This window comes from Sinorhizobium sp. CCBAU 05631 (assembly GCF_002288505.1).
GTDB lineage: Bacteria > Pseudomonadota > Alphaproteobacteria > Rhizobiales > Rhizobiaceae > Sinorhizobium > Sinorhizobium fredii_C.
In genome coordinates this window covers 2,473,229-2,496,484 of the sequence record NZ_CP023063.1, presented here as the reverse complement: position 1 = coordinate 2,496,484, position 23,256 = coordinate 2,473,229, and the positions used below count along the sequence as shown (strand labels likewise).

The window sequence follows — 23,256 nt, the reverse complement described above, 5'->3', positions numbered from 1 at the left end:
TAAGCCCCGCTGCCGCACGCAGGTTGGAAAGTCGTTCGGATTTCCCTCTTGCTGCTGGCGCCGGGGCTTTTTCTTGTTAATGTGAAGCCCGTCAGAGGCACGGAACTCAAATGGTTTACGTCATCGCATATCTGAAGGCGCATGCGGGCAAGGGCGACGACGTCGTGGCCCGTGCCGCACCGCTGATCGAGGCCACCCGCAAGGAGGAGGGCTGCATCAGCTACGATCTCTATCTAAAGCCCGCCGAGCCGAACGCGCTGGTCTTCGTCGAGACCTGGAAGAGCCGGGCGGCCCTCGATGCGCACTTCGCCGAACCGCATCTGAAATCCTTCCAGGCGGCGATGGCCGACCTGCTCGTCGAAGCGCGTATCGAGGTCGTGCATCCGGAAAAGGTCGAGGTCATCTGACGTGCCCTATCGTTCGACGGAGATCCTCTCTCCGGGTGCCGCCGACAAGGCGCCGCTTCACCAGGTGACGCTCACCCACGACCAGCGGCATCTGCGCCGCAAGCTCCTGCATCTCGAAAACGAGGATGTGGTGATGCTCGACCTCAAGGAGCCGGTAATGCTTGCCGACGGCGACCTGCTGGTGCTGGAGGGCGGCGGCTATATCGAAGTGAAAGCGGCTGAGGAGGCGCTCTACGAAATCCTTCCGCGCGACAGGCTGCATCTGGTCGAACTCGCCTGGCATCTCGGCAACCGGCACCTGCCGGCAGCGATCGAGGAGGGGCGGATCTTGATCGCCCGCGATCCCGTCATCCGCGCCATGCTCGAAGGGCTCGGAGCGACGGTAAGCGAAGTGGTCGAGCCGTTCCAACCCTTGCGCGGCGCCTATCACGGCACCGGCCATCACCACCATGGGCACGGTCACCACCACGACCATGGCTGACGAGGCCGCCACGCAGGCTCTGCTGCGCCTCGTCACCTGGCTCTCGCCTGCCTTTCCGGTCGGCGCCTTTTCCTATTCCGGCGGATTGGAGCAGGCCGTTCATGACGGCCTCGTTACAAGTGCCGGCGATCTGCGGCAGTGGCTGGAAACGCTGGTGAACCGCGGCCCGATCTGGAACGACGCGCTGCTTCTGGCGGAAAGCTATCGCGGCCATGACGATCCAGCCCGGCTACGGGCGGTCGGCGAAATTGCCGAGGCGCTTGCCGGCTCGCGCGAGCGGCACATGGAAACCATGCTTCTTGGCGAGGCGTTCCTTGCCGCCGCCGGCCACTGGCCGCACCCGGTGCTGGAGACGCTCGGATCGACGGCCGCCTATCCGGTGGCGGTCGGTGCCGTCGCCGGTGCGCATCGGACCGGACTTGAGCCGACGATCGCGGCCTTTCTCAACGCAACGACCTCCAATGCCGTATCGGTCGCCATCCGTTGCGGCGTCATCGGCCAGCGCGACGGCGTCGGCTTGCTTGCCGGGCTGGAGGCGGCGATGGCGGCGATTGCCGCTCGCGCCGCGCGCGGCTCGCTCGACGATCTTGGCTCGGCCGCGATCATGGCCGATATTGCATCGCTCAGACATGAAACCCTGCATTCGCGCCTGTTTCGTTCGTGATGCATGTCGCCCAAAAGTGGCAACGGTTTTGGGCCAACGACATGCATGGAAAGCAAAGACTCAGGCGCCCGGAAAGGACATAGAAAATGCCATCGAAAAACGGTCCCCTTCGCGTCGGCATCGGCGGCCCGGTCGGGTCCGGCAAGACGGCGCTGACCGACAAGCTGTGCAAGGCGATGCGCGAGAAATATTCGGTCGCCGTCGTCACCAATGATATCTACACGAAAGAGGACGCCGAGGCGCTGGTGCGGATGCAGGCGCTGCCTTCGGAGCGAATCGTCGGCGTCGAGACCGGCGGCTGCCCGCACACGGCGATTCGCGAGGACGCCTCGATCAATCTTCAGGCGATTGCCGACCTCAACCGCCGCATCCCCGATCTCGACGTGGTCTTCATCGAATCGGGCGGCGACAACCTCGCTGCGACCTTTTCGCCCGACCTGGCGGACCTGACCATCTATGTGATCTCCGTCTGCCAGGGGGAGGAAATCCCGCGCAAAGGTGGCCCGGGGATCACCAGGTCGGATCTGCTGGTGATCAACAAGAAGGATCTCGCTCCTTATGTGGGCGCCGATCTCGAAGTTATGGAGCGCGATGCGACACGTATGCGCGCCGAAAAGCCCTTCGTCTTTTCCGACATGAAGCGCGGCGACGGCATCGACCGGATCGTCGAGTTCCTGACGGTGCAGGGCGGGCTCTAAACTCGGGACCTTAGAACTGTTCGAGCGCCTGACGGTCGCGAATTTCGATCACCCGGCCCTTCACCACGACGCCCGATTGACGAAGCGTGGAGAAGGCGCGCGACAGTGCCTCGGGGGCGAGGCCGAGTTTGCCGGCGAGCACGCTCTTCTGAAACGGCAGGCGGAAGGAGAAGCTCTGGGAACCGTTCGGGCAATGGCTCAGAATGTAGTTCGCGACGCGCTGAGGCGCGGTGAGAAGCCGGTCTTCGGCAAGGCAGTCCTCGGCCAGCTTGCCGTGGTGACAAAGAATTTCGAGAAGCGCCTGGGCAACGGCCGGGTCTTCGGCGGCCAGCCGGCGCAGCTTGCCGCCTTCCAGCCGGGCGATGATCGAGTGTTCGGCGGCCTGGGCATTGGCGGTCGCGCGGCGATCCAGGAACATGGCGTTGACGCCGATCAATTCGCCTTTCGGGAAGACTGCGACACCGGCTTCGCGCCCGTACCTTGCCCAGGCGATAGAGGCGGACGAGCCCCGAGAGGACGACCAGCACATCGTCGAGCGGCTCGTTCTGGCGAAACAGCGTGACGTGCGCTTCGTGCGTCGAAACTGTCGCGCCCTCGACAATCGCCCCTATCGCGGATCGCGGCAGCCGCGAAAAGAATCGCGCATTGAGGAGGATGGCCCGGTCGCTGGAGGTCAATCGCAAGGTCTTCATACCGCTCGTCCGAAAAATCGTGACTAAGCTAGCGGTTTCGCGCCGGTCCTAACTTGACCCGTATCAAACAACTTGGCGAAAAGAGGCGCTGCTGCTTGTCCCTGCTCGGAACGGGTGCAGCAGTAGTTCTTAGAAAATACGGCTTACTCGGCGGCGAGTGCCGGATGGCTGATGACCTTGCGGTCGGACTTGCCGCGCCGCTCGGCCTCCAGCGCCTTGACACGCTCCTCCAGGCTTTCGATCGTCGTGCCCTGTTCTGCGGCAAGCTTGCTGAGCGCCTCGCGGTCGAGCGGCAGGTCTTCTTCCTCCTTCTTGCCGACCATGCGGCCGAAGGTCCAGGCGAGAAGACGCGACAGGTCGTCCATGATCAGGAAGAAGGAGGGGACGACGACGAGGCTGAGCACCGTCGAGACGATGATGCCGCCGATGACCGCGATCGCCATCGGCGCCCGGAACGAGCCGCCTTCGCCGACGCCGAGTGCAGAGGGGAGCATACCGGCGGACATAGCGATGGAGGTCATGACGATCGGCCGGGCGCGCTTGCGGCCAGCCTCGATCATCGACAGCGTCCGGTCCATGCCGTGATGCATCATCTCGATGCCGAAATCGACGAGCAGGATGGCGTTCTTGGTGACGATGCCCATCAGCATGAGGATGCCGATCAGGACGGGCATGGAGAGCGCATTCTGCGTGAGGATCAAAGCGGCTGCCACGCCGCCGATCGCCAGCGGCAGCGAGAACAGGATAGTGAATGGCTGGATGACGTCCTTGAACAAGAGGATGAGCACGACCAGCACCATCATCAGGCCCAGCAGCATCGCATTGCCGAAGCTCTGCTGCATTTCCGCCTGCACTTCGGCGTCGCCACTTTCGAGGAACTCGACGGTCCCCGGCAGCTTCGCTTCGGAGGCGATCTGCTTGAAGCGGGCCGACGCGGTGTCGAGGGCGACGCCTACGGGCAGATCGGCGCCGAGCTTCACAACGCGGTTGCGGTCATAGCGTTTGATGGAACTCGGCCCTTCTCCATAGTTGATGTCGGCGACGCTCGCGAGCGGGACTGTCGCACCGGACGCCGTCTGTACCCTGAGATTGCGGATCGCAGCCAGATCTGTCCGGAAATCGCGGTTGAGCTGGACCCGGATCGGGATCAGCCGCCCGTCGAGCGCAATCTTCGTCAGTTGTGCGTCGATATCGCCGATCGTGGCGACGCGGATAACTTCCGAGATCTGCGCCGTGGTGATGCCGAGGCGGGACATCTGCTCATCGCGCGGACGAATCTGCAGTTCCGGCCGCGGCAGGGCACCGTCGGGGCTGACATTGGCGAGCAGCGGATCCCTGCGGAGCTTCGCTTCGAGCGTGGCGATGGCCGTCTCCAGATCCGCCTCGTTGTTGGAAAGCAGGTTGAACGACAGGTCGCGCTCGCCGCGATCGTTCAACTTGGTGACGCGGAGATCCGGGATCGATTGCAGCCGCGCGAAGATTTCCTTCTCGATCTGAGATTGCGGCTTGGTGCGGCCAGCCGGCGGCAGCTTCGGCAGATACTCACCGATCAGCGGCGTGCGCCCGATAACGTCGTTGACGACCTTGTTGACAAGCGAGTGATCGAGCTTCTTGAGCAGCACGGTGACGGCGGCGCGGCGCAGTTCGAGATCGCCCTTCGGCGAGGCGCCCCCGAGGACGAAGACGTTCTCGACTCCCTCGATATCCTTGATGCGGTTGTAGATTTCCGTGGTCGTCCGGTCCGTGTCCTCGAGCATCGCATCGGGCGGCAGTTCAATCGACAGGCTGACGCGCGAATTGTCCTCCGGCGGCAGGAAACTACCGGGCACGAAGGCGATGAGCGCGGCGACGGAGCCGATAGTGAGCAGGATTGCCACGACCAGCGTGGAGTAGCGCGTATACCAGCGTTTCGTGGTGAAGTGCACGACCCGCGTGTACTGCCGCATCATGAAGCCGTCATCATCGTGGTGACCGCCGCCGACATCCGTCGGCTTCATCAGATAGGCCGCCATCACCGGCGTGATCAGGCGGGCGACGAGCAGCGAGAAGAAGACCGAGACAGCGACCGTCAGCCCGAACTGGATGAAGTATTGCCCCGGAATGCCTGGCATGAAGGAAACGGGCACGAAGACCGCGATGATGGTGAAGGTGGTGGCGATGACCGCCAGGCCGATCTCGTCGGCTGCCTCGATCGCCGCCTTGTAGGGCGACTTGCCCATGCGGATATGGCGCTCGATATTCTCGATCTCGACGATTGCATCGTCGACGAGAATGCCGGTTGCGAGCGTCATCGCCAGGAAGCTCACGAGGTTCAGCGAGAAGCCAAGGAGCTCCATGACCCAGAAAGTCGGGATGGCTGAAAGCGGCAGAGCAACCGCTGAGATCAAGGTGGCGCGCCAGTTGCGCAGGAACAGCATAACGACGATGACGGCGAGCAGAGCACCCTCGATCAGCGTATGTATCGCCGCCTCGTAGTTGCCATAGGTGAAGTAGACCAGATCGTCGACCATCTCGATGGTGACGTCCGGATGCTTGGCGCGGATCTCGTCGAGGGTCTTGGCGACTGTTTCGGCGACGCTCACCTCGCTCGCCCCCTTGGCACGGAACACCGCGAAGGTAACGCCCGGGTGGCCGTTGAAGCGCGAGAAGGACTTCGGCTCCTCGTAGGTATCGGTAACCTTGCCGAGCTCCGACAGACGCACGAAGCGTCCGTTCGGCAGCGAGATCATCGTGTTGGCGAGCTGGGAAACGTCGCGCGCGTCGCCGAGCGTACGGATCGCCTGTTCGCTGCCGCCGACCTGACCGCGGCCCGAGCCGAGATCCATGTTCATGCGGCGGAGCTGGCCGTTGACGTCAGCCGCGGTGATCCCGAAGGAATTCAGCCGGTCGTCATCGAGCTCGATGCGCACTTCGCGGTCGGACCCGCCATAGCGGTCGACCCGACCGATGCCGCTTTGGCCCTGGATGGCGCGCTTGATCGTGTCGTCGACGAACCAGGACAGCTCCTCGAGCGTCATGCCGGGCGAGGAGACGGCAAAGGTCTGGATGGCCTGGCCTTCCACGTCAACCTTGGAGACGATCGGCTCCTCGATCGAGGTCGGCAGGTCGCCGCGGATGCGGTCGATCGCGTCCTTGACATCCTGAACGGCCTGTTGCGTGGGCACTTCCATGCGGAAGATGACTGCGGTGGTGGATGTCCCGTCGGTAATCGTCGACTCGATATGGTCGACGCCGGAGATGCCGGCTACCGCGTCCTCGATTTCCTTGGTCACCTGGGTCTCGAGTTCGGCGGGGGCGGCTCCGCTCTGCGCCACGACGATCGAGACGATCGGGACGTCGATGTTCGGGAAGCGGGTGATCGGCAGCGAATTGAAGGACTGCCAGCCGAGCACGACGAGCACGAAAAACGCCAGAATCGGCGCGACCGGATTGCGGATGGACCAGGCGGAGAAGTTCATGGTCTCTGTTCCCGTCAATTGGTTATCGGCTGGTCGGACTTGACCGGATTGATCCGGTCGCCGTCACGCACGTAGGCGCCGGCCTTGGCCACGGCCTGCTCGCCCGGCTTGAGGCCAGAAAGGATCTCGACAAACTGCCCGTCCTGGATGCCGGTCTCAACCGGAACCAGCCGAACGATGCCGTCTTCGACCTTGCGAACGATGGTCTTGCCGTCTTCCGATGTAACGGCGGTTTGCGGCAGGACGACCGTCTGCTTTTCTTCGACCGTAATGACCGCGCTCGCGTACATGCCGGCGCGCGCCTCGGTCGTGTCGGTGAGGCTGATGTGAACCTTGCCTAGCCGCGTGTCTTGATCGATCGTCGGCGCGATCAGGCGGATCTTGCCCGCGACGGTCGCATTGCTTCCGGCGAGCTTCACCGTTGCGGGTTGCCCGACGGCAAGCTTGACGATATCGGACTCGGCGACATCGGCCTTCATCTCGATCGCACCGTCGCGGATCATTGCGAAGAGCGGTTCGCCATTGCCGCTGGCGATCGCGCCGACCTTGGCGTTCTTTGCCGAGATCACGCCGCTGACCGGGGCCTTTACCTCGGTACGGGCAAGCCTGAGGTCGATATCGTCGATCTGCGCCTGGACAACCTTGATGTCCGCTCTGGCGACGCCCACCGATTGCTCGGCCGAGCGAAGGCGGGCGCGCGTGGCGGCGGCGAGTGCCTTCAGGCGGTCCGCCTCGGCGGTCGAGACCGTGCCGTTCTCCGAAAGCCGTACGGCGCGATCGGCGACGCGCGTCGCCTCTTCGGAATTCGCCGTCGCCTCGGCAAGCTGGGCTTTGAGCTGCGCGAGCGAGGCTTCCGCCTTGGCGAGATTGGCCTCCAGCTGACTTTTCTGCAGAAGCAGCGCGTCGTCGTTGAGGACGACAAGGATGCTACCCTCTTCGACGCGATCGCCGACATCGACATTCAACGAGCGGATGGAAAGCCCGTCGACGAGCGGTGCAACATAGGTCTCCTCGACCGCCTGGATCGACCCGGTGGCAAGGACGCGGTCGCTGATCTTGCGTTCTGCCGCTTCCGTCACGACGATCGATGGCAGTGCCTGCGACGGCTGCGGCTTTGCGGCCTCCTCGGCCGAGACGCCCGAAAACGTGCCGAGCGTGATTGCTGCACATGCGCCGAGAAGAGGAAGAAGTTTCTGAGCCATCGGCATATTGTCCTGACAGAAGTAAATCATGCTGCCTCGCCGCTCATCAAGGGCGAAGCTCCGCCTGCAATCATGCTATTTCCCGCGTGTTCCGCCGGCATTGCCGACCGGTGCGATCCACGCGTTCAAAATGCCCGACCCAGAGCATCAAATCGAAGGTACCGACGCGGGAGAAATTACTCAAGGAAGCGAAACCAGAGAAAACCGGTTCCTCCCTGCGCCTCGTCTCCAGTCAATCGTTCCGGGCTATGTAAGCGCGGTAGCAAATGCTTACAAGAGGCCGGAAACGATGGTGCCTCAATATTTCTCCCTGGTGATCTGCCGGGAGGCTATAGTGGAGCGAGTTAAATGCAAGCTTAACAACTGGGGCGGGTTGCCCAAAAGCGCGCGGCATACCGCCGCGCGCTTCTCGGTCTGACGCAAGCCGCGGCCTATTTCAGCGCTGCGTCGGTGATCTCGTGGGTCCAGGCGCCTTCCGGCTCCTTGGAGATGACCGGATCGGACCCGCCGGAGAGCAGCGACTGGACCGTGCGCTTGTAGTCGGCCTCGTCGAGCGCGCCGTTCGAACCTGCCGTCAGCTTGGCGATTTCGCCCATCATGCGCTTCTGGTGCTTCTCCGTCTGGGCGCCGGTCGAGTCGTTTTCGAGCACGATATCCGCCGCCTCGTCCGGGTTCTCCTCGGCATATTTCCAGCCCTTCATCGAGGCGCGGACGAACTTCACCATCTTCTCCTTGAAGGCCGCGTCCTTGAGCTTGTCCTCGAGGACATAGAGGCCGTCCTCGAGGGTGGCGACGCCCTGGTCCTCGTATTTGAAGGTGACGAGATCCTCCGCCTTGATGCCCGCGTCGATGACCTGCCAGTATTCATTGTAGGTCATCGTCGAAATGCAGGCCGCCTGCTTCTGGATCAGCGGGTCGACGTTGAAGCCCTGCTTCAGGACGGTGACACCGTTCGGGCCGCCATCCGTCGGGATTTTCAACTGCGACATCCAGGAGAGGAACGGGTACTCGTTGCCGAAGAACCAGACGCCGAGCGTCTTGCCTTTGAAATCCTCGGGGGTCTTCACGCCTGATTCCTTGAGACAGGTGAGCATCATGCCGGATTTCTTGAAGGGCTGGGCGATGTTGACGAGCGGCACGCCCTTTTCGCGGGTGGCGAGAGCGGACGGCATCCAGTCGACGATGACATCGGCGCCGCCGCCGGCGATCACCTGCGGCGGAGCGATGTCCGGACCGCCCGGCTTGATGTCGACGTCGAGGCCCTCTTCCTCGTAAAACCCCTTGTCCTTGGCGACGTAGTAGCCGGCGAACTGGGCCTGCGTCACCCATTTCAATTGCAGCGTGACCTTGTCGGCGGCATTGGCGTGGAAGGCGGCAAGCGAAAAGGCGCCCGCTGCCAGCAGAGATGCAAGTTTTTTGTTCATGTCAGTTCCCTCTTATCATTGCTTGATTGTCAGGCTCGGCCACTGCGGATGGACGGATGCCAGAAGGTGACGGCGCGCTCGATGAGCGCGACCACCCCGTAGAAGGCGGAGCCAGCCACCGCCGCAACGGCGATTTCGGCCCAGACCATGTCGACGTTCATGCGCCCCACTTCCGTGGAGATCCGGAAACCCATGCCGACAATGGGCGTTCCGAAAAACTCGGCCACAATCGCGCCGATCAGCGCCAGCGTCGAGTTAATCTTGAGTGCGTTGAAAATGAAAGGCCAGGCGGCGGGCAGCCTCAGCTTGACGAGCGTCTGCCACCAGGTCGCCGCATAGGTGCGCATCAGGTCGCGCTCCATCTGGCTGGCGGCAGCAAGGCCGGAGACGGTGTTCACCAGCATCGGAAAGAAGGTCATGATGACGACGACGGCCACCTTCGATTGCCAGTCGAAGCCGAACCACATGACCATGATCGGGGCGACGCCGATGACGGGGAGGGCGGAGACGAAATTGCCGAGCGGCAGCAGGCCTTTCTGGAGGAAGGGAGAGCGGTCGATGAGGATTGCCACCAGGAAACCGAGGCCGCAGCCAAGTGCATAGCCGGTCAGCACGGATTTCAGGAAGGTCTGGCGGAAATCGGCAGTCAGCGTCGGTACCGAATTGACGAGCCGCGCCCAGATCATCGACGGCGCCGGCAGCAGCACAGACGGGATGGCAAAGCCGCGAACGATGCCCTCCCACAGGACCAGGATCGTGACGCCGAAAAGGAGCGGCACGGCGGAGCGCGCCGCACTGTTGGCCGCTTCGCTCTCAAAGCGCTGGCGGACCAGCCATTCGTTGACGGCCCAGGCGACCAGCCAGAAGAAAACAGCGCCGGCGAGAGCGGTAAAATTCATGGCTTGGCTCCCATGCGCTTGAGGACGGCCGTGTGCGCGAAGCCGACGATCATGACGAGAACTGCCGCTAGGGCAGCCGCCATGAACAGCGCCGCCCAGATTTGTACGGTCTGGCCGTAATAGGAGCCTGCAAGCAGTCGCGCACCGAGCCCCGCCACGGCCCCGGTCGGCAGTTCGCCGACAATGGCGCCGACGAGCGAGATGGCGACGGCGACCTTCAGCGAGGTGAAGAGATAGGGCATGGAGGAGGGCCAGCGCAGCTTCCAGAAGGTCTGCGCCGCCGAGGCATTGTAGGTGTGCATCAGGTCGAGCTGGATCGTTTCGGGACTGCGCAGGCCCTTGACCATGCCGACCACCACCGGGAAGAACGACAGATAGGTGGAGATCAGCGCCTTCGGTAAGAGGCCGGCGATGCCGATCGCATTCAAGACGACGATGATCATCGGCGCGATCGCCAGGATCGGTATCGTCTGGCTGGCGATCACCCAGGGCATCAGCGAGCGGTCCATGGCGCGATTGTGAACGATGCCGACGGCGAGAAGCACGCCGAGCGCTGCGCCGATGCCGAAGCCGAGCAGGGTGGCCGAAAGCGTGATCCAGGCATGGTAGACGAGGCTGCGCTTCGAGGTGATCGCCTTGTTTACTGTCGTGTCCCAGATTTCGGCGATGACCTGGTGCGGTGCGGGCAGCACCGGCCTTTCCTGCACCATCGTGTTCCTGACTAGGTCGGAGAACGTGATCTCCGTGCCGGCACGCGCCGCCGTGTCGCGCTCGAAGGGGGCGTTGAGGAAGACGGCGGCGACGTACCAGACGGCGATAAGAACCAGGACGACGGTGCCGATCGGCAGCAGTTTGTCGCGGGGGAAGCTCGGCTTATGCATCGGCGCCTCCGCCGCTCAACGGCTCGGCGCGCCAAAGATAGAGAATATCGGGCAAGCCTTCCTCGTTGTCGCCGCTCGTTCGGCGTATCGGCACGAAGCCCTGGCGTTCGTAAAAGCGCTGGGCGCGGGCATTTTCTGCAAAGGTCCAAAGCTTGAGCTCGCCCTTTGCTCGCCTCTTCGCTTCGCTGAGTAGCGCGGCCCCAATTCCCGCGCCCCTGTAGGATGGATCGAGATAGAGCGCCGACACAAATTGCTCCTCGGCGAGGGCGAGAAAGCCTGCAATTTCGCCTCGAGACTCGGCAATGATGATGACCGTGCCCTTCGCAAAGAGCGTTTCCCGGTAATAGCGCTCTACATCGGCGGGCCCGTGGATCCTCGGCATCCAGACCGTAGCATCTACCCAGCGATTGAAGATGTCGGCGCAGGCTTTCATGTCCGCCAAGGTTGCATCCCGACAGCGAACCTGGGCGGCGCAGGCACTATTCATCATAGCTGTGCCCCGCTCTCAGGCCTTCCCGCACCCGGTGGGCAATCTCCAAGAACTCCGGCGTTTCGCGGATGCCGAGCGGCCGTTCCCTCGGCAGCGTCGATTCGATGATGTCGGTCACCCGGCCGGGGCGCGGGCTCATCACGACGATTTTGGTCGAGAGATAGACGGCCTCCGGGATCGAGTGGGTGACGAAACAGATCGTCTTGTTCGTCTGCGCCCAGAGCTTCAGGAGCTGCTCGTTCAAGTGATCGCGGACGATCTCGTCGAGGGCGCCGAAGGGTTCGTCCATCAGCAAGAGGTCAGCGTCGAAGGCGAGCGCGCGGGCAATCGAGGCGCGCTGCTGCATGCCGCCGGAAAGCTGCCAGGGATATTTCTTGCCGAAGCCGGTAAGGTTGACGAGCTCCAGCGTCCGTTCGATCCGCGCCTTCTGCTCGTGCCCGGAATGGCCCATGATCTCGAGCGGCAGGGCGATGTTCTTCTCGATCGTCCGCCAGGGATAGAGCGCGGCCGCCTGGAACACGTAGCCATAGGCGCGATTGTGGCGAGCCTCCTCCGGCGTCATGCCGTTGACGGCGATAGTGCCGGCGGTCGGCTTCTCGAGATCGGCGATGATGCGCAGGAATGTCGTCTTGCCGCAGCCGGAAGGGCCGATGAAGGAGACGAAGTCCCCCTTGGCGACGTCGAGGTTGACGCCCGTCAGCGCATTGACCGGCCCGTCGCTGGTCTGAAATGTCAGGCCGAGATTTCGGGCCGAGACCACGGAGGCGGGATTGGATGTCATGGATGGATTCTCATTATGTCTTGCCTGTGCCAGACTGCTATCGGGGCCAGCAACTTGCAATCGCGGATTTGCCGCGGAAGGCTCCTGTTCAAGGTTTTTCAGCGAATTCTGGAGAACGGTCATGTCTCGATCATCCCATCCTGGCTGTCGCGTCGTGCGGCCGGGCAGCGGCTATGCCGGCAAGCAGGGGCTCAACTATTTCGAAGGCATCGCCGCCGAGACGGTGGGCTCCACCGGCATCTGCATGCATTTGTTGACCATGCCGCCCGGTGCGCGCGCCAAGGCGCATCTCCACGAGAGCCATGAGACGGCGATCTACGTGCTTGCCGGCGAGGCGCATACCTGGTTCGGCGAGCGGCTCGAGGAGCATGTGATCGTCAGGGCCGGCGAGATGTTCTACATCCCGGCCGGCGTGCCGCATCTGCCGGCCAATCTTTCCGACAGTCCCTGCACGGCGGTCATCGCCCGGACAGATCCGAAGGAGCAGGAGAGCGTCGCGCTGCTGCCGGAACTCGATGGACTGGTTCCGGCCGATCCTCTCACACGTGGCGGATGACGAACGCAGCATCCGAAATCCGTCACACGCCGGTCGCCGGAATGCCCGTGCGCTGCACGGCGCGCGGTGCGGTCACTTCCTTCCAGGTCGACAGCGCCGTGCTGACCGCCGGGAAGGGGTCGCGCCGGACGAATTCGCCGTGGCCTTCCTGCGTTTTCACCGCCCCTTCCTCGATCGCCACGACGCCGCGCGTCAGCGTGAAGCGCGGCAGGCCGGTGACCGTCTTGCCCTCGAAGACATTGTAGTCGATCGACGATTGCTGATTGTTCGCCGAGATCGTCTTCGAGCGCTTCGGGTCCCAAACGACGAGGTCGGCATCGACGCCGACGAGGATCGCGCCCTTCTTCGGATAGATGTTGAGGATCTTGGCGATGTTGGTGGACGTCACCGCAACGAATTCGTTCATGGTGATGCGGCCGGTATTGACTCCGTAGGTCCAGAGCATCGGCATGCGGTCCTCAAGACCGCCGGTGCCGTTCGGGATCTTGGTGAAATCGCCGACGCCGAAGCGCTTCTGCGCCGTCGTGAAGGCGCAATGATCGGTCGCCACCACCTGCAGCGAACCGGAGGCAAGGCCGGCCCACAGGCTATCCTGATGCTGCTTGTTGCGGAAGGGTGGCGACATCACCCGGCGGGCCGCATGATCCCAGTCTTTGTTGAAATACTCCGTCTCGTCGAGCGTCAGATGCTGGATCAGCGGCTCGCCGAAGACGCGCATGCCCTTGGCGCGGGCCCGCCGGATCGCCTCATGCGCCTGCTCGCAGGAGGTGTGGACGATATAGACGGGACAGCCGGCCATGTCGGCGATCATGATGGCGCGGTTGGTGGCCTCGCCCTCGACCTCGGCCGGCCGCGAATAGGCGTGCGCCTCGGGGCCGCTATTGCCCTCGGCAAGCAGCTTCGCCTGGAGCTGGGCGACGACGTCGCCGTTTTCGGCGTGGACCAGTGGCAGGGCGCCGAGCGCGGTGCAGCGCTGGAAGGACGAGAACATCTCGTCGTCGTCCACCATCAGCGCGCCCTTATAGGCCATGAAGTGCTTGAAGGTGTTGATGCCCTTGTCCTTGACGATCGCCTGCATCTCGTTGAAGACCTGCTCGCTCCACCAGGTGATCGCCATGTGGAAGGAATAGTCGCAATTGGCGCGGGTCGACTTGTTGTCCCACATGGTCAGCGCCTCGAGCAGCGACTGGCCGGGCGAGGGAAGCGCGAAATCGACGACCATGGTCGTGCCGCCGGCAAGCGCCGCACGGGTGCCGCTCTCGAAATCGTCGGAGGAGTAGGTGCCCATGAAGGGCATTTCGAGATGCGTGTGCGGATCGATGCCGCCCGGCATGATGTAGCAGCCGGTCGCATCCAGCGTGTCGGTGCCGGTGAGATTGGGGCCGATTTCGACAATCTTGCCGCCTTCGACCTTGATGTCGGCCTTGTAGGTCAGGTCGGCGGTAACGACGGTTCCACCCTTGATGACAGTGCTCATTGGTTATCTTCCTCTGGATGGTGCTTCGGCGGCCGGGGCCACCAAGTAAAAAGGGCGGAACTTGTCGTCCCGCCCGCAAACTCACTCGACGACCTCGGCCGTTTCCAGAACAGCGTGGAAGAGAACGTCCGCGCCGGCGGCGGCCCATTCCTTGGAAATGTCTTCCGCCTCGTTGTGGCTGAGTCCATCGACGCACGGGCACATGATCATCGTGGTCGGGGCGACCTTTGCCGCCCAGCAGGCATCGTGGCCGGCGCCGGAGATGAGGTTCATATGGCTGTAGCCGAGCTTCTCGGCGGCGCCGCGGACAGTGGACACCAGCTTGGGATCGAAGGTGACCGGGTCGAAATGGCCGACCGCCTCGATCGAACAGCCGACGCCGAGCGGTTCGCAAATCTTCGGCGCTTCGGCTTCGATCCGGGCGCGCATCCCATCGAGCTTGGCCTGGTCCGGCGAGCGGATGTCGACGGTGAAGACGACCTTGCCCGGCAGCACATTGCGGGAATTGGGCGAGAAGAACATTTGGCCAACCCCGCCGACGGCGCCCGGCTGGCTTTCCATGGCGACGGTCTGCACCATTTCGAGGATGCGCGCCATGGCGAGGCCGGCATTGACACGCATGTTCATCGGCGTTGAGCCGGTATGGGCCTCCTTGCCGGTCAGCGTGAACTCCAGCCACCACAGGCCCTGACAGTGGGTGACGACGCCGATCTGCTTGTTCTCGGCCTCGAGGATAGGTCCCTGCTCGATGTGATATTCGAAATAGGCATGCATCTTGCGGGCGCCGACCTCCTCGTCGCCCACCCAGCCGATGCGCTTCAATTCGTCGCCGAAGCTCCTTCCCTCCGCGTCCTTGCGGGCATAGGCGTAATCGAGCGTATGGACGCCGGCGAAGACGCCGGAGGCGAGCATTGCCGGCGCGAAGCGGGCGCCTTCCTCATTGGTCCAGTTGGTGACGACGATCGGATGCCTGGTCTTGATGCCGAGGTCGTTCAGCGTGCGGATGACCTCGAGGCCGCTCAGGACGCCGAGCACGCCGTCATACTTACCGCCGGTCGGCTGCGTGTCTAGATGGGAACCGATATGGACGGGGAGGGCATCCGGGTCGGTGCCCGGACGGGTCATGAACATGGTGCCCATCTTGTCGACACCCATGGAGAGCCCGGCCTTTTCGCACCAGGATTGGAACAGCCGGCGGCCCTCGCCGTCGGCGTCCGTCAAGGTCTGGCGATTGTTGCCGCCGGCAACGCCGGGGCCAATCCTCGCCATTTCCATCAACGAATCCCACAGGCGGTCGGCATTGACGCGCCTATTCTCGCCAGGTGCAGCCATGGCGCTCTCCTCTTTTGCCGGCTAGGCCCTCCCCGGGGATAGCCATGTTCCCGTCGGTCAAATCGGAGCTTTCCTTTGCGCCCTTCGATCAGCCGTTGCCTTTGTCGGCAATCTGACTGATAATTTGACCGGTTGGTAAACATTACAACTTCCGTGGCGGCACTCAAGCCGGAAAAAGAAAAAAAACCAGTTTGTTGCCCAAATAAATGGCGCGTCCGAAATTTGGGCAAAACGCGACGGTGCGGGCATCGGCAGGGGGAGAGATGGTACTTCCGAGAGCGGCGAAAACCCAGAGGCGCACGCGTATCCAGGAGGAGAAGGAGGAGCGGATCCTCGAAGCCGCGCTTGAGGTCTTTTCCGCGAGCGGCTTCCGCGGTTCGACCATCGACCAGATCGCCGAGGTGGCGGGCATGTCGAAGCCCAACCTGCTCTATTATTTCCGGACGAAGGAAGCCATGCACCGCGCCTTGATCGACCGCGTCCTCGATACCTGGCTCGATCCGCTGCGCGAATTCAACGCCGAGGGCAACCCTGTCGCCGAGATCCGCAGCTACATTCGCCGCAAGCTCGAAATGGCGCGGGATTTCCCACGGGAAAGCCGATTGTTCGCCAATGAGGTGCTGCAGGGCGCTCCTCATATCGAGGACGAGCTGAAGGGGCCGCTGAAGCAATTGGTCGACGAAAAGGCCGAGGTTATCCGGGCCTGGGCGAAGGCCGGCAAGATCGCCAATTGCGATCCCTATCACCTGATCTTTGCCATCTGGTCGACGACGCAGCACTATGCCGATTTCGACGTACAGGTGCGGGCGGTGCTCGGCCAGGAGCACGCAGGCGAGGGGCGCTTCGAAGATGCGGCGCGCTTTCTCGAGCGGCTGTTCGTCGACGGGCTACAGGTGCGCGAGTAGCGGTCGACATTCAATTGCAATGGCGGTGCCGCCCCTCATCCCGCTGCCGACCTTCTCCCCGCAAGCGGGGGGAAGGGGTATGCCGCGCCGCCTCAAGTCCGCTCTCCCCGCGCGCCGGAGAGTGCTAGTTTTTGGTTAAACCCGAGGAGCGGCAGAACCGGCTCTTGTGCTCACGTTGGCCAATATAGCTATCCCTGCGCCGGGATGATCTTGGCAATGCGCGCGGCATCGTCGACGATCCAGGTCTCGAGCGTCGCCTTTCGGCCGCGCAGGCTGATATCCAATCGCCTGTCGCCCTCGAGACTGAGGCCGGCGCGTTTGACGAGTTCGACGGAGACGGCAAGCTCGGCATCGTGCTCCTTGGCCAGGCCCTCGAGCCGGCTCGCGGTGTTGATGGTGTCGCCGACCGCCGTCAGCGAGGTCGCCTGACCATAGCCCATCTCGCCGACGATGGCCGGTCCGGCATGGAGGCCGATCGCGAGCCGGAGCGGCCGTTCGAGCTCGTCCCCGAAGGTCTGGTTGAGCGCGCGAATACCCGTCGACAGCCGCGAGGCGGCGGCGAGCGCCTGGCGGCATGCTTCGGGCAGCGGCGACTTCAGCCCGAAGATCGCCAGCGCTCCGTCGCCGATGAATTTGTCGATGACGCCGCCGGAACTCTCGACCGCCTCGCCAACCATCTCGAAGTAGCGGTTGAGCAGGAATACCGTATCGTAGGGCAGCTTGTGCTCGGCAATGCGGGTGAAGTCGCGCAGGTCGCAGAAGAGCACGGCCACGCGCCGCTCACGCCCGCCGCCGTTCTGCCGGGCAAGCTGCGTCTTGATCCCGAGGCTGTCGGTGTCGAGGATGGGGACGACGGTGACGTTGTGAGTGGGCCGGAACTGGCAGGCCAGCCGGACATTGTCGGGGGCACCGATCCGGCCAAGCGTGGCACGTTCCGCGGCCTCGGGCGCCGGCTGCCCGTCGAGACCCTCGATGACCCGCACCCGGCAGGTCGAGCATCGGCCGCGGCCGCCGCAGACCGAGACATGCGGGATGCCGGCGGCGCGGCTTGCCTCAAGCACGCTGAATCCGATCCCGACCGCCGCGACGCGCCCATCCGGATAGCGGACGCGGATACGGCCCCGCGCCGGCAGCGCGCGCAGCGCCAAGGTCCCGCCGATCAGGCCGGCAAAGCCGCCATAGAAGGCGAGCCGGATGTTTTCGGCGAGGGCCGGATCGAGGCGCGGCCGCTCGCTGACATAGGCCCGGTCGCCATAGCCGCCATGCTCAGCATAGTCGCGACCGAGAGAACGGGCGCCGTTGACGAAGCCGAGCAGCGCGAAGATCGGCACGAGCAGAGCAACGGTATAGAGCAGGAACTCGTAGCGCGGAAACCAGTCACGCCCGCGCATCCAGAACCAGGCGCCGAGGCAGGCGTGGCTCCAAACAAAAAGAAGAGCAATCGTCTGTCGGGTCGTGCCGATCGAACTCGACCAGAGGGCGCGCAGGATGGCCGGGTAGTCGGCATCGACCCCGGTCAGGAGCGGCTCAACCCGGGTGGCGACCACATGGGGGATCAGCAGGAAAGGCAGGCTCAGGCCGAAGATGATCTTCACGGCCTCTCCGACCGGCATCCTCAGCGTCTGGCGGCGATAGAGACTGTCGAGTGCCATCAGGAAGTGCAGGAGTAGCGCGCCGTAGAGCAGGACGGTTCCGGGTACGCTCTGCCAAACGATCGTGAAGACCTGCCGGCCGGCTTCCATCGCGCCGATCGAGATCAGGCCGAGGGAGTGATTTGTGAAATGCGTTAGCACGAAGACGCTGAGCACGGCGCCGGAAATCAGGTGCGTCTTCTTGCGTGTATTGGCGGAAAGGATCGTCAAACAGTCTGCCCGGGGTCTGCCGGCGGCGACCGGCCGCTGCTGGTTTTCCCCTTATCGACCAGTTTGCCGGTGGCGACAACTTACGTTTTCTACACAATCTGTTTCGCGTTCGTGTTCGCTCGGCGATACCACGCCAGGGGCCTTGGCCCGACAAATCTATTCCATGATGCGCGGCAGTCCGGCGGCGAGAGCATCGATCGCCAGGCGCAGTTTCGGCAGCAGGTGCCGTGTTTGCGGCCAAACGGCATGGACCTTGAAAACGAGACCCGGCCGATCCGTCAGAACCCGGACGAGCTCGCCGCGCTGTACGCGCTCGCGCACCAACCAGCATGGCAGCCAGGCAAGGCCCAGTCCCTCGGCCGCCGCATCGGCGATCGCCGCGAGATCGTCGAGCCGCAGCCGGGTTTTCGGCAGGATGGTGTCTGCGGCACTGCCTCCGGCGGGGAACGACCATGGCCGCTGTTGGCCTGCGCGGCAGTAGACCACGGCGTCGTGATCTGCGAGGTCCGCCACGGTCTGGGGCGCACCGGATGCCGCGAGATAGGCCGGCGAGGCACAGACCGTCATGCGCTGTTCGGCGATCACCCGCGTCATCAGGCCGGAATCATTGCCCAATACATTGTTGCGGATCGCGAGGTCGAAACCGTCGTCGAGCAGGTCGACCACGCGGTCGTTGAAGGAGAGTTCGAGCTCAAGCCGGGGGTGAATGCGGACGAGGTCGCGAAAGACGGGAGCCACGCATTGGCGGCCGAAGAGCACCGGCATGGAGATCCGCAACCGGCCGCGAATCTCCTGTTTGCCGGATTCAAGTAGGGCTTCGGCCGTCCTGATCTCGCCGAGTGCTTTCTGGCAGCTCTCATAGAAGAGCTGTCCTTCGTCGGTCAGGCTCTGCGCCCGTGTCGTGCGGTGAAAGAGGCGGGTGGCGAGGCGTTCTTCAAGGTGGGCAATCGTCTTACCGACCGCGGAGCGCGAGAGGTTCAACCGTTCTGCCGCCGCAGAGAAGCCGCCGGCCTCCGCCACCTCGACAAACACCGAGATGCCATTCAGATGTTCCATTTAATTGTATCCGCCCAGGAACCAATCTCGGGAAATCTTATCGCAACTGGCGATCCTGGTTCAACACTATGCTTGTCCAATCACAACCGAAAGGAACGAGCATGTCGAAATGGATGCAGGAGTGGAGCACGGAGACGGTCGGCCCATACAACCTGAAGATCACCGAGCGCAGGATGCCGGAAACCGGCGAGTTTGATGTGCTCGTCCGCACGACGGCGGTGTCGCTCAACTACCGCGACAAGCTGATGCTGGAAAGCGGCATGGGGCTGGATCTCACCTTTCCCTTCGTGCCGGCTTCGGACATGAGCGGCGTCGTCGAAGCGGTCGGCAAGGGTGTGGCCCGCTTCCGCCCCGGCGACCGCGTCATCTCCACCTTCGCCCCTGGATGGCTCGATGGCTTGCGGCCGGGAAGCGGCAGAACGCCGGCCTACGCCACACTTGGCGGCGTGCATCCGGGTGTCCTGTCGGAATATGTCGCTTTTCCGCAAGACTGGTTCGTCGCCGCGCCGAAAAGCCTCGATGCCGCCGAGGCGAGCACCTTGCCGTGCGCCGGCCTCACCGCCTGGTTCGCGCTGGTCGAGAAGGGCCACCTGAGACCCGGCGACCGCGTCGTCGTGCAGGGCACGGGCGGCGTCGCACTCTTCGGGCTGCAGATTGCCAAGGCCGTCGGCGCCGAGGTGATCGTGACCTCGAGCAGTTCCGAAAAGCTCGATAAGGCGCTCGCCCTTGGCGCCGACCACGGCATCAATCGCCGGAGCGAAGATTGGGTAGAGTGCGTCTATGAGCTCACCGGCGACCATGGCGCCGACCACATCCTGGAGATCGCCGGCGGCGCCGGCCTCGGCCAGTCGCTGAAGGCGGTCGCGCCGGACGGGCGTATATCGGTGATCGGCGTGCTCGAAGGCTTCGAGGTTTCCGGCCCGGTTGCGCCGCTGCTCCTGAAATCATCGCCGGTGCTGCAGGGTATCAGCGTCGGGCATCGCCGGGCGCTCGAAGATCTGGTTGGTGCCGTCGACCGCTTGCGGCTGAAGCCGGTCATCGACAAGCGCTACAAGTTTACCGAAGTCGGTGAGGCGCTCGCGCATCTCGATCGCGGCCCTTTCGGCAAGGTGGTGATCGAGTTCTGATCGCGCCACAATGAACATGGCCGGCGGCGATTGCCGGCGGCCATGCTGTCCTGTCGACTGTGCTTACTCGGCCGCCTGGCGCGCCATCGGGTTGTTCGGGTGAGTCGTCCAGTTGGCGTAATTGGGGTCGACCGGCTTGCCGGTGCGCTTATCGAGTTCACCGGCGGCGAGCGGCTCCATGGTGATGCAATTCTGGACCGGACAGACATTGACGCAGAGGTTGCAGCCGACGCATTCCTCCTCGATCACCTCGAAATGGCGCACGCCATTGACGAACTGCGTGATCGCCTGGTGCGAGGTGTCCTCGCAGGCGATGTGACAGCGGCCGCATTTGATGCAGGCATCCTGATCGATCTTCGCCTTGGTGACGTAGTTGAGGTTGAGATATTGCCAATCGGTGACGTTCGGCACGGCGCGGCCGCAGATGTCGTCGAGCGTCCGGTGGCCCTTGGCATCCATCCAGTCGGACAGGCCGGTGATCATTTCCTGGACGATCTTGAAGCCATAGGTCATCGCCGCCGTGCAGACCTGCACGTTGCCGGCGCCGAGCGCCAGGAATTCGGCCGCGTCGCGCCAGGTGGTGATGCCGCCGATGCCGGAGATCGGCAGACCGTAGGTTTCCGGATCGCGGGCGATCTCGGCGACCATGTTGAGGGCGATCGGCTTCACCGCCGGGCCGCAATAGCCGCCATGGCTGCCGCGTCCGTCGATCGAGGGCTCCGGCGAGAAGGTGTCGAGATTGACCGAGGTTATCGAGTTGATCGTGTTGATCAGCGACACGGCGTCGGTGCCGCCGGCCTTGGCGGCGCGGGCCGGCTTGCGGACGTCGGTGATGTTTGGCGTCAGCTTGGTGATCACCGGCATGCGCGTGTACTGTTTGCACCAGCGCACCACCATCTCGATATATTCGGGCACCTGGCCGACGGCGGAACCCATGCCGCGCTCGGACATGCCGTGCGGACAGCCGAAGTTGAGCTCGATGCCGTCGGCCCCGGTTTCCTCGACCAGCGGCAGGATCGCCTTCCAGGCATCCTCGACGCAGGGCACCATGATCGAGGCGATCAATGCCCGGTCCGGCCAGTTCATCTTCACCTGCTTCATCTCGCGCAGGTTCACGTAAAGATCGCGGTCGGTGATGAGCTCGATATTGTTCAAGCCGAGCAGGCGGCGGTCGGCGCCCCAGATCGCGCCATAGCGCGGGCCATTGACATTGACCACCGGCGGCCCTTCCTCGCCGAGCGTCTTCCAGACGACGCCTCCCCAGCCCGCCTTGAAGGCGCGCTCGACGTTATAGGCCTTGTCGGTCGGCGGCGCCGATGCGAGCCAGAACGGGTTCGGGGATTTGATGCCGACAAAATTGTTGCGAAGATCAGCCATTGTTCTCGTCCTCTCGATCCTGTTCAGGCGACGGCGCTCGCCAGCGGCGCGTCCGCGGCGAAAGCCCGGTTGATCGATTCGGCGCTATCGCGTCCCATCGCCACGGCGGAAACCGTCAGGTCCTCGCCGCCGAGCACACAGTCGCCGCCCGCCCAGACCCTGGCGAACGAGGTGCGGCCTTCTGCATCGACGACGATGCGTCCGCTCTCCATCTGCAAGGCACCGAGGCCGGAGGCCTGAAAACTCTGGCCGATTGCCTTGAAGATCTGCTCGGCGGCAATAATACCCGTTTCCCCGGTCGTCGTCAGCTTGCCTTCCTCAAGGGCCGTGTATTCGAGTTCGATGCCGGCGACCTTGCCGTCCTTCACGGCAACGCGCTTCGGCTGCAGCCAGTGGCGGATGGTGACGCCCTTGGATGCCGCGAGATCCTGCTCGAATTCGGAGGCGTTCATGTGCTCCTTGCCGCGGCGATAGCAGATCGTCACTTCCTCGGCGCCAAGCAGCTTGGCCTGGACGGCGGCATCGATGGCGGTCATGCCGCCGCCGAGCACCACGACGCGGCGGCCGACCGGAACGTCGGCCTTGGTCTTCGACTGACGGAGTGCGGCGATGAAGTCGACGGCGTCCTCGACGCCTTCGGCGTTCTCGCCCTCGATCCGGAGCGCGTTGACGCCGGCGAGGCCGAGGCCGAGGAAGACGGCGTCATATTGCTCGGTGAGGTCGGCGAGCGAGAAATCGCGGCCGAGAGCCTCGCCGTGGCGCACCTCGATGCCGCCGATCGACAGGACGTAGTCGACCTCCCTCCGGGCGAAATCGTCCACCGTCTTGTAGGCGGCGATACCGTATTCGTTGAGGCCGCCGGATTTTTCACGCGCATCGTAGATCACCACGTCGTGACCCTTGACGGCTAGCCGGTGGGCGCAGGCCAAGCCTGCCGGCCCGGCGCCGACGACGGCGATGCGGCGTCCCGTTGCGGCGGCGCGCGCATAGAATTGCTTGTTCTCCTTCATCGCGACATCGGTCGCGTAGCGCTGCAGGCGACCGATCTCGACCGGCCGTTCCTCCGCCGTGTTGCGCACGCAGGCCTGTTCGCAGAGCGTTTCGGTGGGACAGACGCGGGCGCACATGCCGCCGAGGATGTTCTGGTCGAAGATCGTCTTGGCCGAGCCGATCGGGTTGCCTGTCGATATCTGCCGGATGAACAGCGGGATATCGATGGAGGTGGGACAGGCCGTCATGCACGGCGCGTCATGACAGAAATAACAGCGGTCAGAAGCAACCAGCGCCTCGTGCCTGTCGAGCGGCGGATGCAGATCGGAGAAATTGGTTTCGTACTCCGCGAGCGGCAGCCGCCCGTAGAGAATCCCAGATTGTGTCGTTCCCATTTTTAGCTCCCAATGTATTCTCAGGATGGGGAACGGTAACACGCTTTATTTTTTTATCAAACGGTAAAATTTTGGGTGCGCTTTCCGCGAAGTCCCGGTGTT

At 63.6% G+C, this 23,256-nt stretch carries 21 protein-coding genes and 1 pseudogene; 8 read left to right on the top strand and 14 right to left on the bottom strand.

Annotated elements, in window-relative coordinates; genetic code table 11:
- Positions 1–110 precede the first annotated feature (110 nt).
- From SS05631_RS12255 to ureG, 4 genes are all read left to right on the top strand, one after another.
- On the top strand, positions 111–407 hold the full coding sequence (locus SS05631_RS12255; RefSeq protein WP_037414595.1) for a putative quinol monooxygenase: 297 nt from the start codon (positions 111–113) through the stop codon (positions 405–407).
- Between the two features lies 1 nt (position 408).
- The gene (gene ureE, locus SS05631_RS12250) at positions 409–888 is read left to right on the top strand and encodes an urease accessory protein UreE (RefSeq protein ID WP_037414596.1); all 480 of its coding nucleotides are present in this window, start codon (positions 409–411) and stop codon (positions 886–888) included.
- The gene (locus SS05631_RS12245) at positions 881–1,552 is read left to right on the top strand and encodes an urease accessory protein UreF (protein WP_037414631.1); all 672 of its coding nucleotides are present in this window, start codon (positions 881–883) and stop codon (positions 1,550–1,552) included. Before ureE ends, SS05631_RS12245 begins: the two co-directional genes overlap by 8 nt.
- Positions 1,553–1,638: 86 nt before the next feature.
- Positions 1,639–2,250, top strand: a complete 612-nt coding sequence (ureG, locus tag SS05631_RS12240; protein ID WP_037414598.1) for an urease accessory protein UreG — start codon at positions 1,639–1,641, stop codon at positions 2,248–2,250.
- Positions 2,251–2,260: 10 nt separating this feature from the next.
- Here the strand turns inward: ureG and SS05631_RS12235 are convergent.
- The 3 genes and pseudogenes from SS05631_RS12235 to SS05631_RS12225 form a co-directional block, all read right to left on the bottom strand.
- Positions 2,261–2,942 (bottom strand): annotated as a pseudogene (locus SS05631_RS12235) (Crp/Fnr family transcriptional regulator).
- Between the two features lie 143 nt (positions 2,943–3,085).
- Positions 3,086–6,400, bottom strand: coding sequence for an efflux RND transporter permease subunit (locus SS05631_RS12230; RefSeq protein ID WP_037414600.1), 3,315 nt, complete (start codon positions 6,398–6,400; stop codon positions 3,086–3,088).
- 14 nt (positions 6,401–6,414) lie between these two features.
- Positions 6,415–7,602, bottom strand: a complete 1,188-nt coding sequence (locus SS05631_RS12225) for an efflux RND transporter periplasmic adaptor subunit (RefSeq protein ID WP_037414633.1) — start codon at positions 7,600–7,602, stop codon at positions 6,415–6,417.
- Between the two features lie 28 nt (positions 7,603–7,630).
- On the opposite strand from SS05631_RS12225, the gene SS05631_RS31000 reads away from it, so the two are divergent.
- Positions 7,631–8,020, top strand: coding sequence for a hypothetical protein (locus SS05631_RS31000; protein WP_141471675.1), 390 nt, complete (start codon positions 7,631–7,633; stop codon positions 8,018–8,020).
- 13 nt (positions 8,021–8,033) lie between these two features.
- Here SS05631_RS31000 and SS05631_RS12220 read toward each other — a convergent pair whose 3' ends face one another.
- Genes SS05631_RS12220 through SS05631_RS12200 form a run of 5 tightly spaced genes read right to left on the bottom strand, consistent with a single transcriptional unit; the run spans position 8,034 to position 12,077 of the window.
- On the bottom strand, positions 8,034–9,026 hold the full coding sequence (locus tag SS05631_RS12220; protein WP_037414602.1) for an ABC transporter substrate-binding protein: 993 nt from the start codon (positions 9,024–9,026) through the stop codon (positions 8,034–8,036).
- Positions 9,027–9,055: 29 nt separating this feature from the next.
- The gene (locus SS05631_RS12215) at positions 9,056–9,925 is read right to left on the bottom strand and encodes an ABC transporter permease (protein ID WP_037414604.1); all 870 of its coding nucleotides are present in this window, start codon (positions 9,923–9,925) and stop codon (positions 9,056–9,058) included.
- Positions 9,922–10,806, bottom strand: a complete 885-nt coding sequence (locus tag SS05631_RS12210; protein ID WP_037414606.1) for an ABC transporter permease — start codon at positions 10,804–10,806, stop codon at positions 9,922–9,924. Before SS05631_RS12210 ends, SS05631_RS12215 begins: the two co-directional genes overlap by 4 nt.
- Positions 10,799–11,239, bottom strand: coding sequence for a GNAT family N-acetyltransferase (locus SS05631_RS12205; RefSeq protein ID WP_234819732.1), 441 nt, complete (start codon positions 11,237–11,239; stop codon positions 10,799–10,801). Before SS05631_RS12205 ends, SS05631_RS12210 begins: the two co-directional genes overlap by 8 nt.
- A 46-nt stretch (positions 11,240–11,285) precedes the next feature.
- Complete coding sequence (locus tag SS05631_RS12200) at positions 11,286–12,077, bottom strand: ABC transporter ATP-binding protein (protein WP_037414608.1); 792 nt, start codon at positions 12,075–12,077, stop codon at positions 11,286–11,288.
- A gap of 121 nt (positions 12,078–12,198) precedes the next feature.
- On the opposite strand from SS05631_RS12200, the gene SS05631_RS12195 reads away from it, so the two are divergent.
- Positions 12,199–12,633 carry a cupin domain-containing protein gene (locus tag SS05631_RS12195; protein ID WP_037414610.1) on the top strand — a complete coding sequence of 145 codons (435 nt, stop codon included), beginning with the start codon at positions 12,199–12,201 and terminating at the stop codon, positions 12,631–12,633.
- A 22-nt stretch (positions 12,634–12,655) separates the two neighbouring features.
- Here the strand turns inward: SS05631_RS12195 and hydA are convergent, their stop codons facing one another.
- Both hydA and SS05631_RS12185 read right to left on the bottom strand, forming a co-directional pair.
- Complete coding sequence (hydA, locus tag SS05631_RS12190; RefSeq protein ID WP_037414612.1) at positions 12,656–14,110, bottom strand: dihydropyrimidinase; 1,455 nt, start codon at positions 14,108–14,110, stop codon at positions 12,656–12,658.
- A gap of 81 nt (positions 14,111–14,191) precedes the next feature.
- The gene (locus SS05631_RS12185) at positions 14,192–15,442 is read right to left on the bottom strand and encodes a Zn-dependent hydrolase (protein WP_037414614.1); all 1,251 of its coding nucleotides are present in this window, start codon (positions 15,440–15,442) and stop codon (positions 14,192–14,194) included.
- A gap of 263 nt (positions 15,443–15,705) precedes the next feature.
- Here SS05631_RS12185 and rutR point away from each other — a divergent pair, with 263 nt between their 5' ends.
- Positions 15,706–16,347, top strand: a complete 642-nt coding sequence (rutR, locus tag SS05631_RS12180; RefSeq protein ID WP_012708997.1) for an HTH-type transcriptional regulator RutR — start codon at positions 15,706–15,708, stop codon at positions 16,345–16,347.
- A 188-nt stretch (positions 16,348–16,535) separates the two neighbouring features.
- Here rutR and SS05631_RS12175 read toward each other — a convergent pair whose 3' ends face one another.
- Together SS05631_RS12175 and SS05631_RS12170 are read right to left on the bottom strand one after the other, a co-directional pair.
- Positions 16,536–18,209 carry an adenylate/guanylate cyclase domain-containing protein gene (locus tag SS05631_RS12175; RefSeq protein WP_095677985.1) on the bottom strand — a complete coding sequence of 558 codons (1,674 nt, stop codon included), beginning with the start codon at positions 18,207–18,209 and terminating at the stop codon, positions 16,536–16,538.
- A 156-nt stretch (positions 18,210–18,365) separates the two neighbouring features.
- The gene (locus tag SS05631_RS12170) at positions 18,366–19,265 is read right to left on the bottom strand and encodes a LysR family transcriptional regulator (RefSeq protein WP_037414620.1); all 900 of its coding nucleotides are present in this window, start codon (positions 19,263–19,265) and stop codon (positions 18,366–18,368) included.
- A gap of 101 nt (positions 19,266–19,366) precedes the next feature.
- On the opposite strand from SS05631_RS12170, the gene SS05631_RS12165 reads away from it, so the two are divergent.
- Positions 19,367–20,392 carry an NAD(P)-dependent alcohol dehydrogenase gene (locus tag SS05631_RS12165; RefSeq protein ID WP_037414622.1) on the top strand — a complete coding sequence of 342 codons (1,026 nt, stop codon included), beginning with the start codon at positions 19,367–19,369 and terminating at the stop codon, positions 20,390–20,392.
- Positions 20,393–20,455: 63 nt separating this feature from the next.
- Here the strand turns inward: SS05631_RS12165 and preA are convergent, their stop codons facing one another.
- Positions 20,456–21,769 carry an NAD-dependent dihydropyrimidine dehydrogenase subunit PreA gene (preA, locus tag SS05631_RS12160; RefSeq protein WP_095677984.1) on the bottom strand — a complete coding sequence of 438 codons (1,314 nt, stop codon included), beginning with the start codon at positions 21,767–21,769 and terminating at the stop codon, positions 20,456–20,458.
- 23 nt (positions 21,770–21,792) lie between these two features.
- A complete protein-coding gene (locus SS05631_RS12155; protein ID WP_095677983.1) occupies positions 21,793–23,154 on the bottom strand; it encodes an NAD(P)-dependent oxidoreductase in 1,362 nt (453 codons plus the stop codon).
- Between the last annotated feature and the right edge of the window lie 102 nt (positions 23,155–23,256).